Source organism: Nocardioides sp. (genome assembly GCF_031397825.1).
GTDB lineage: Bacteria > Actinomycetota > Actinomycetes > Propionibacteriales > Nocardioidaceae > Nocardioides.
This window is the reverse complement of sequence record NZ_JANNML010000059.1, coordinates 47,103-54,092: the sequence shown is the minus strand read 5'-3', so window position 1 is coordinate 54,092 and position 6,990 is coordinate 47,103. Positions and strand designations below refer to the sequence as shown.

The 6,990-nt window shown below is 69.5% G+C and carries 7 protein-coding genes; 6 read left to right on the top strand and 1 reads right to left on the bottom strand.

Going from position 1 to position 6,990, the window contains the following annotated elements; translation table 11 throughout:
* Positions 1 to 286: 286 nt before the first annotated feature.
* Positions 287 to 1,786 carry a tRNA (N6-isopentenyl adenosine(37)-C2)-methylthiotransferase MiaB gene (gene miaB, locus RMN98_RS04930; protein ID WP_309647684.1) on the bottom strand — a complete coding sequence of 500 codons (1,500 nt, stop codon included), beginning with the start codon at positions 1,784 to 1,786 and terminating at the stop codon, positions 287 to 289.
* A 73-nt stretch (positions 1,787 to 1,859) separates the two neighbouring features.
* Between miaB and RMN98_RS04925 the strand changes: the two genes are divergently transcribed.
* The 6 genes from RMN98_RS04925 (at position 1,860) to RMN98_RS04900 (ending at position 6,980) form a co-directional block, all read left to right on the top strand.
* The gene (locus RMN98_RS04925; protein WP_309647683.1) at positions 1,860 to 2,663 is read left to right on the top strand and encodes a dihydrofolate reductase family protein; all 804 of its coding nucleotides are present in this window, start codon (positions 1,860 to 1,862) and stop codon (positions 2,661 to 2,663) included.
* On the top strand, positions 2,660 to 3,556 hold the full coding sequence (locus RMN98_RS04920; RefSeq protein WP_309647682.1) for a dihydropteroate synthase: 897 nt from the start codon (positions 2,660 to 2,662) through the stop codon (positions 3,554 to 3,556). Before RMN98_RS04925 ends, RMN98_RS04920 begins: the two co-directional genes overlap by 4 nt.
* A 115-nt stretch (positions 3,557 to 3,671) precedes the next feature.
* Entirely contained in the window at positions 3,672 to 4,442 is a 771-nt protein-coding gene (locus RMN98_RS04915; RefSeq protein ID WP_309647687.1) for an amino acid ABC transporter ATP-binding protein, read from the top strand.
* Positions 4,443 to 4,453: 11 nt separating this feature from the next.
* Positions 4,454 to 5,347 (top strand): glutamate ABC transporter substrate-binding protein, encoded by an 894-nt coding sequence (locus tag RMN98_RS04910; RefSeq protein WP_309647681.1) that lies wholly within the window; start codon positions 4,454 to 4,456, stop codon positions 5,345 to 5,347.
* An 86-nt stretch (positions 5,348 to 5,433) separates the two neighbouring features.
* A complete protein-coding gene (locus tag RMN98_RS04905) occupies positions 5,434 to 6,117 on the top strand; it encodes an amino acid ABC transporter permease (RefSeq protein WP_309647680.1) in 684 nt (227 codons plus the stop codon).
* Positions 6,117 to 6,980 (top strand): amino acid ABC transporter permease, encoded by an 864-nt coding sequence (locus RMN98_RS04900; protein ID WP_309647679.1) that lies wholly within the window; start codon positions 6,117 to 6,119, stop codon positions 6,978 to 6,980. The genes RMN98_RS04905 and RMN98_RS04900 overlap by 1 nt, the downstream gene beginning before the upstream one ends.
* Positions 6,981 to 6,990: the final 10 nt, after the last annotated feature.

Here is a 6,990-nt window from a genome sequence, read left to right as displayed (position 1 = left end):
CGCTGCGAACTCCGGAGACACCGGCACTCCATCCTTGGCCATGCCCCAGGCTCGTCCAACCAGGGCCACACAGCCGATCAGGTGTCCGCGATGTCTTGAGACTTAATGTGTCCGCGATGTCCTGAGCCTTCACACAGCGGCACGGCGCTGGATGCGGCACACGACTCGAACCCGGCCCGTCAGTGGTCGTCAGGTCCGGACAGTCGTGTGCCGGTCGCAGCGCTGCAGCGCGCTCTGCGGCACACGACCCGACGACCGCGACCGCCGCGCACGGTCACGTCGGACCTCAGCGGCAGGCGGGCGCGTCGGGCAGCGGGGCGGGGACGCCGATCGTCGGCATCCCGAGCGTCACGCCGGCACCGGAGCCGGCGGGAGCGTCCTGGCGGGCCTCCCAGGCATCCCCCGAGCGCGTGCGGCGCACGACGGCCACGCTGTCGGCGACCAGGTGGTGCGGCGCGGCGTAGGTGATCTCGACGGTGACGCGGTCGCCCGGGCGGACCGGCTCCGCGGGCGCGGCGAAGTGCACGAGGCGGTTGTCGGGCCCGCGGCCCGACAACCGCAGGGTGGCGGCGTCCTTGCGGCCCTCGCCCTCGGAGACCATCAGCTCGACCCGACGACCGACCAGCTTCTGGCTCTCCGCCCACGCGATCTCGTTGACCAGCGCGACCAGGCGCTCGTAGCGGTCCTTGACCACCGCCGGCGACACCTGGTCCTCGAGCGTGGCGGCGGGGGTGCCGGGACGCTTGGAGTACTGGAAGGTGAAGGCCCCCGCGAAGCGGGCCTCGCGCACGACGTCGAGCGTCGCGGTGAAGTCCTCCTCGGTCTCACCGGGGAAGCCCACGATGATGTCGGTGGTGATCGCGGCGTCGGGCATGGCGGCGCGCACGCGCTCGATGATCCCGAGGTACTTCGTCGAGCGGTAGGAGCGCATCATCGCCCGGAGCACGCGGTCGGAGCCCGACTGCAGCGGCATGTGCAGCGACGGCATCACGTTGGGCGTCTCGGCCATCGCCTCGATGACGTCGTCGGTGAACTCCGCGGGGTGCGGCGAGGTGAAGCGCACCCGCTCGAGCCCCTCGATCGACCCGCAGGAGCGCAGCAGCTGGGAGAAGGCCTGCCGGTCGCCGAACTCCACGCCGTAGGCGTTGACGTTCTGCCCCAGCAGGGTGATCTCGGAGACCCCGTCGGCGACCAGCGCCTCGATCTCGGCGAGGATCTCGCCGGGACGGCGGTCCTTCTCCTTGCCGCGCAGCGCGGGCACGATGCAGAACGTGCAGCTGTTGTTGCAGCCGACCGAGATCGACACCCACGCCGCATAGGCCGAGTCGCGCTTGGTCGGCAGGGTCGAGGGGAAGACGTCGAGCGACTCCAGGATCTCGACCTGGGCCTCCTGCTGCACCCGTGCGCGCTCGAGCAGCACCGGAAGCGAGCCGATGTTGTGGGTGCCGAAGACGACGTCGACGTAGGGCGCCTTGGCCGTGATCGTCGCGCGGTCCTTCTGCGCCAGGCAGCCGCCGACCGCGATCTGCATGTCGGGGTTGGCGGCCTTGATCGGCGCCAGGTGCGACAGGTTGCCGTAGAGCTTGTTGTCGGCGTTCTCCCGGACCGCGCAGGTGTTGAAGACCACCACGTCGGCCTGCACGTCCGACGCCGCCGGCACGTAGCCCGCAGTCTCCAGCAGCCCGGTCAGCCGCTCGGAGTCGTGGACGTTCATCTGACACCCGTAGGTCTTGACCTCGTAGGTGCGTGCAGGACTCTCGAGAGCGGTCTCAGGCGTGGCAGTCATGGCCGTCCCAGGGTACGGCGAGCGCCTCTCACGGCCCGAATCCCGTCACCGTCCGCTGGCTAGGCTGCCGAGCATGCGCTTGCTGCTGAACGGAGACGACCTGGCCAGGCTCGCCAAGGAGAAGGAGCCCGACGAGGGGGTCGGCGACATCGACCTCGCGCAGGCCTACCCCTGGCCGACCGAGGGCACGTGGACCCGCGTCACCATGCTCCGCGCGCTCGACGGTGGCGTGGCCGGGCCCGACGGGCGCAGCCGCTCGATCTCCTCGGACATCGACCGCGAGGTCCTGGGCGAGGTACGCCGGCTGGCCGACGCGATCGTCGTCGGTGCGACGACGGTGCGCCAGGAGCCCTACGGGCCGCTGAAGGCGGATCCGGACGCCGCCGCCGAGCGCACGGCCCTCGGCCTGAGCGAGGCGCCGGTGATGGTGATCGTCAGCGGCAGCCTGGACCTGCCGTGGTCGGAGGACATGTTCGCCCAGTCCTTCCACACCCCGATCGTCGCGACGACCGAGGCGGCGCCCGACGATGCCAAGGAGGAGGCCCGCAAGCACGCGGAGCTGCTCGTCCTGCCCGGCGACGACCTCAAGGCCGCCGACCTGGTGGCTGCGCTGCACCAGCGCGGGCTGACGCGGCTCGTCTGCGAGGGCGGGCCCGGCCTCCTCACCGCCTTCGCGGCCGACGACGTCATCGACGAGGTCGACCTGACCGTCGCCCCGGTGATGCCCACGACCGTCATCGAGTCCTCGCCCGGCGACCTCGAGGCGGTCCCCGGCTTCTCGCTGGCCGGTCTGCTGCTGCACGACTCCTTCCTCTTCGCCCGCTACACCCGCGACCGAGAGCACGACGTCGACGCCGCGGACGAGGACGCGTCGTGATCAGCCTCGCCGCGCTGGCCGAGATGGCCGAGGCGCACCGCGACACCCTGGACGCCCCGGTCGCGCCGGTCGTGCTGGGCGACCGGGTCATCGACAGCGACACCACCCCCGTGGTCATGGCCACGCTCAACCTGTCGCGCGACTCGACGTACCGCGACTCGATCGCGACCAGCACCGAGTCGGCGATCCGCCGCGGGCGCATCTTCGCCGCGCAAGGTGCCGACCTGGTGGACATCGGCGCGGAGTCGACCAACGCCGCCGCCACCCGCGTCGAGCGCCAGGGACAGGTCGACAAGCTCGTCCCGGTCATCAAGGCGCTCGCCGACAGCGACGTCGTCGTGTCGGCCGAGACCTATCACCCCGACGTCGCGGAGGCCTGCCTCAAGGCCGGCGCGAAGGTCCTCAACTTCACCGGCGCCGAGCACCAGGAGGAGTTCTTCGACCTCGCGGTCGCCTACGACGCCACGGTGATCCTCTGCTCGGTCCTGGGCTCCAACGTGCGCGACGTCGCCGACGTCGAGCGGGAGGAGGATCCTTTCCCCGGCTTCGTCGACCACTTCACCGACCGCATCGCTCAGGCCCGCTCGCAGGGCCTCGAACGGATCATCATCGACCCGGGCCTGGGCTTCTTCTACGGCAACCTGACGGTGCCGTCGGTGCGCGTCGACTTCCAGACCCGGGTGATCCTCCAGACCTTCCGGCTGCGCTCGCTGGGCCTGCCGGTCTGCCACGCGCTGCCCCACGCCTTCGACCTGTTCCAGGAGCAGTTCCGCGAGGCGGAGCCGATGTTCGCGGTGCTCGCCAAGCTCGGCGGCACCGGGGTCTTCCGCACCCACGAGGTCCCGCAGGTGCGCGCCGTCCTGGACGCGCTGCAGTTCCTCCAGGTGCGCTGAGAGGCGCCGTCGTACGACGGGCCCAGCGGGTGTCGGGGAGGTCACGGCTCGGCATCACCCCAGTCGCCACATAGCCCATTCGGACTATCTACGGCTAGTGTCACCGGCCATGACCATGGTGGAGGGCGAGTCACGCCCAGCGGAGACCGGTGAGCCCCTCGTGGTGCTCGACGGCGTCAACAAGTGGTTCGGCAAGCTCCACGTGCTGCAGGACATCAACCTGACGATCAAGCGCGGCGAGGTCGTCGTGGTGATCGGCCCGTCGGGCTCGGGCAAGTCGACGCTGTGCCGCGCGATCAACCGGCTCGAGACGATCGACGAGGGCTCGATCACGCTCGACGGCCAGCCGCTGCCGCAGGAGGGCAAGGCACTGGCCAACCTGCGCGCCGAGGTCGGCATGGTCTTCCAGAGCTTCAACCTCTTCGCGCACAAGTCGATCCTCGAGAACGTCACGCTCGGCCCGATCAAGGTGCGCAAGAAGTCGAAGGCCGACGCCGAGACCCGCGGCAAGGAGCTCCTCGACCGCGTCGGCATCGGCCACCAGGCCGACAAGTACCCCGCCCAGCTCTCCGGCGGCCAGCAGCAGCGCGTCGCGATCGCCCGCGCCTTGGCGATGGATCCCAAGGTGATGCTCTTCGACGAGCCGACCTCCGCGCTGGACCCCGAGATGATCAAGGAGGTCCTCGACGTCATGGTCGACCTCGCCGAGCGTGGGATGACCATGGTCGTCGTCACCCACGAGATGGGCTTCGCCCGCACCGCCGCCGACCGGGTGCTCTTCATGGCCGACGGTCAGGTCGTCGAGGAGAACACCCCCGAAGAGTTCTTCACCAACCCCCAGAGCGATCGGGCCAAGGACTTCCTCGGCAAGATCCTCAAGCACTAAGGAGAATGCAGATGCGACACATGAGGATCAAGGCCGCCGTGGCCGCTCTCGGGCTGAGCCTCAGCCTCGCCGCCTGTGGTGACGCAGGCAGCGACACCGGCGGCGTCGACGTCGAGGCAGCCGACGTCAGCGCCGACGACTTCGAGGCCGGCTCCAAGATGGCCGAGATCGCCGAGGCCGGCGAGATCACGGTGGGCGTGAAGTACGACCAGCCCGGGCTGGGCTTCCAGGACGCCTCGTCCGACATCCCGACCGGCTTCGACGTCGAGATCGCCAAGCTCCTCGTGGCCGCTCTCGGCATCGACCCCGAGTCCGACTCCGTGACGTGGGAGGAGACCATCTCCGACAACCGCGAGCCCTACCTCGAGGAGGGGCGCGTCGACCTCGTGCTGGCGTCGTACTCGATCACCGACGAGCGTCGCCAGATCGTCGGCCAGACCGGGCCCTACTTCCTCACCGGCCAGCAGGTCCTCGTCGCCGAGGACAGCGACATCACCGGCATCGAGGACCTCGAGGGCGAGACGGTCTGCTCCGTGACCGGCTCCACCTCGCTCGAGAACGTCGAGGCCGCCGGCGCCGTGGGCGCCCCCGCCGAGACCTACTCGCAGTGCGCGGAGGACGTCCTCAACGGCACCGTCGAGGCCATGTCCACCGACGGCTCGATCCTGCTGGGCCTCGCGGCGCAGAACGAGGGCGAGCTCAAGGTCGTCGGCGAGGAGTTCTCCGAGGAGCGCATCGGCGTCGGCTACAGCCTCGAGAGCCCGGAGATGTGCGAGTTCATCAACGGCGTGCTCCAGGACGCCTACGACGACGGCTCGTGGGCCGAGGCCTTCGAGGCCACGCTCGGTGGCGACGGTGTCGAGACGCCGGAGCCCCCGGCGCTCGACGAGTGCCCCGCAGCCTGACCTTCAGCACCTGACGACGCGAGGGCGGCCGGCTTCCACCGGCCGCCCTCCGCTCGCTCCTGACGACACCGACTGAGAGGTTCTTGGTGGAAACGGTCCTGGACAACCTGGACGACGTGGGTCTGGCCTTCGCCTACACCGTGCTGCTCTTCGTGATCGCGGGAGTTCTGTCCCTCGTGTTCGGCACGCTGCTCGCGGCGGCTCGCGTGGGACCCATCGCGGTCCTGAGCAAGGCGACGGCCGTCTACGTCTCGATGATCCGCAACACCCCACTGATCATCGTCCTGATCTTCTTCCGCATCGCCGGGCCCAAGATCGGCCTGAAGTTCAACTTCGTCGACGTCACCATCGGCGACGTGCGCCTCAACAACCTCTTCACCGCGTGCGTCATCGGCCTGACCGTCTACACCTCGACCTTCGTGTGCGAGGCGCTGCGCTCCGGCGTCAACGCCGTGCCGCTCGGCCAGGCGGAGGCAGCGCGCGCGATCGGTCTCCCGTTCGCCGGGGTGATGCGCGAGGTGATCCTGCCCCAGGCCTTCCGCGCCTCCGTGCCGCCGCTGGCCAGCGTGCAGATCGCGCTGCTGAAGAACACCACCGTCGCCGGTGCCCTCGGGGTCTTCGAGGCCTTCGCCCGCATGCGCACCCTGACCAACAAGAATGCCGGGGACCGCATCGAGATCTTCCTGACCTTCGCGGTGATCTTCGTGATCCTCGTCGAGGTCGTCTCGTTCGCCGCCCACCGACTCGAGCGCCGCTGGAGGGTCGCCTGATGAGCTCCGCCGTCCTGTTCGACGCCCCCGGCCCCAAGACCGTCGCGCGCCACCGCATCTACACCCTCCTCGCCGCGCTCGGCCTGCTGGGCGTCCTCGCGTTCGTCGTGTGGAAGCTCTACAGCGAGGACCAGCTCACCTACGCCAAGTGGGAGCCGTTCATCACCCCGCGCTACCTCAACGCACTCCTCGAGGGGCTGCTGACGACCCTGCAGATGGCGTTCACCGCCGTGCTGGGCGCGGTCGTCGTGGGGGTCCTGCTCGGGGTCGGCAAGCTCTCCGAGCACGGCTGGGTGCGCTGGCCGTCGTGGGCGGTCGTGGAGTTCTTCCGCGCCGTCCCGGTGCTCCTGCTGATGATCTTCGTCTTCTACTCCTACGGCATCAGCCGCGGCGACAGCGGCGCCTACTGGAGCGTCGTCATCGCACTGATGCTCTACAACGGCGCCGTGCTGGCCGAGATCTTCCGCGCCGGGGTGCTCGCCGTGCCGAAGGGCCAGGCGGAGGCGGCCTACGCGATCGGCATGCGCAAGACCCAGGTCATGCAGATCGTGCTGCTTCCCCAGGCCGTCAAGATCATGCTGCCTGCCATCATCAGCCAGTGTGTCGTCGCGCTCAAGGACACCAGCCTCGGCTACGCCGTCGCCGCCCCCGGGCTCACGATCGTCGGCACGCGGATCTACACCAGCTTCCAGAACCAGGTGCCCACGGTCATCGTGATCGCCGCGATGTACATCGCCGTCAACTTCCTGCTCACCCTGCTCGCGACCTACCTGCAGCACAGGTTGGTCGGCGAGAAGAGCCCCCTCGACGTCACCAACGTCGCCAACATGCAGGGCGGCGCCAACACCGGCGGCGCGATCTGACGTAACACCA

Coding starts and splice junctions, on each gene's coding strand:
- RMN98_RS04910 (WP_309647681.1), top strand. CDS start 4,454: ATGCGACACATGAGGATCAAGGCCGCCGTGGCCGCTCTCGGGCTGAGC.
- RMN98_RS04925 (WP_309647683.1), top strand. CDS start 1,860: ATGCGCTTGCTGCTGAACGGAGACGACCTGGCCAGGCTCGCCAAGGAG.
- miaB (WP_309647684.1), bottom strand. CDS start 1,786: ATGACTGCCACGCCTGAGACCGCTCTCGAGAGTCCTGCACGCACCTAC.
- RMN98_RS04915 (WP_309647687.1), top strand. CDS start 3,672: ATGGTGGAGGGCGAGTCACGCCCAGCGGAGACCGGTGAGCCCCTCGTG.
- RMN98_RS04900 (WP_309647679.1), top strand. CDS start 6,117: ATGAGCTCCGCCGTCCTGTTCGACGCCCCCGGCCCCAAGACCGTCGCG.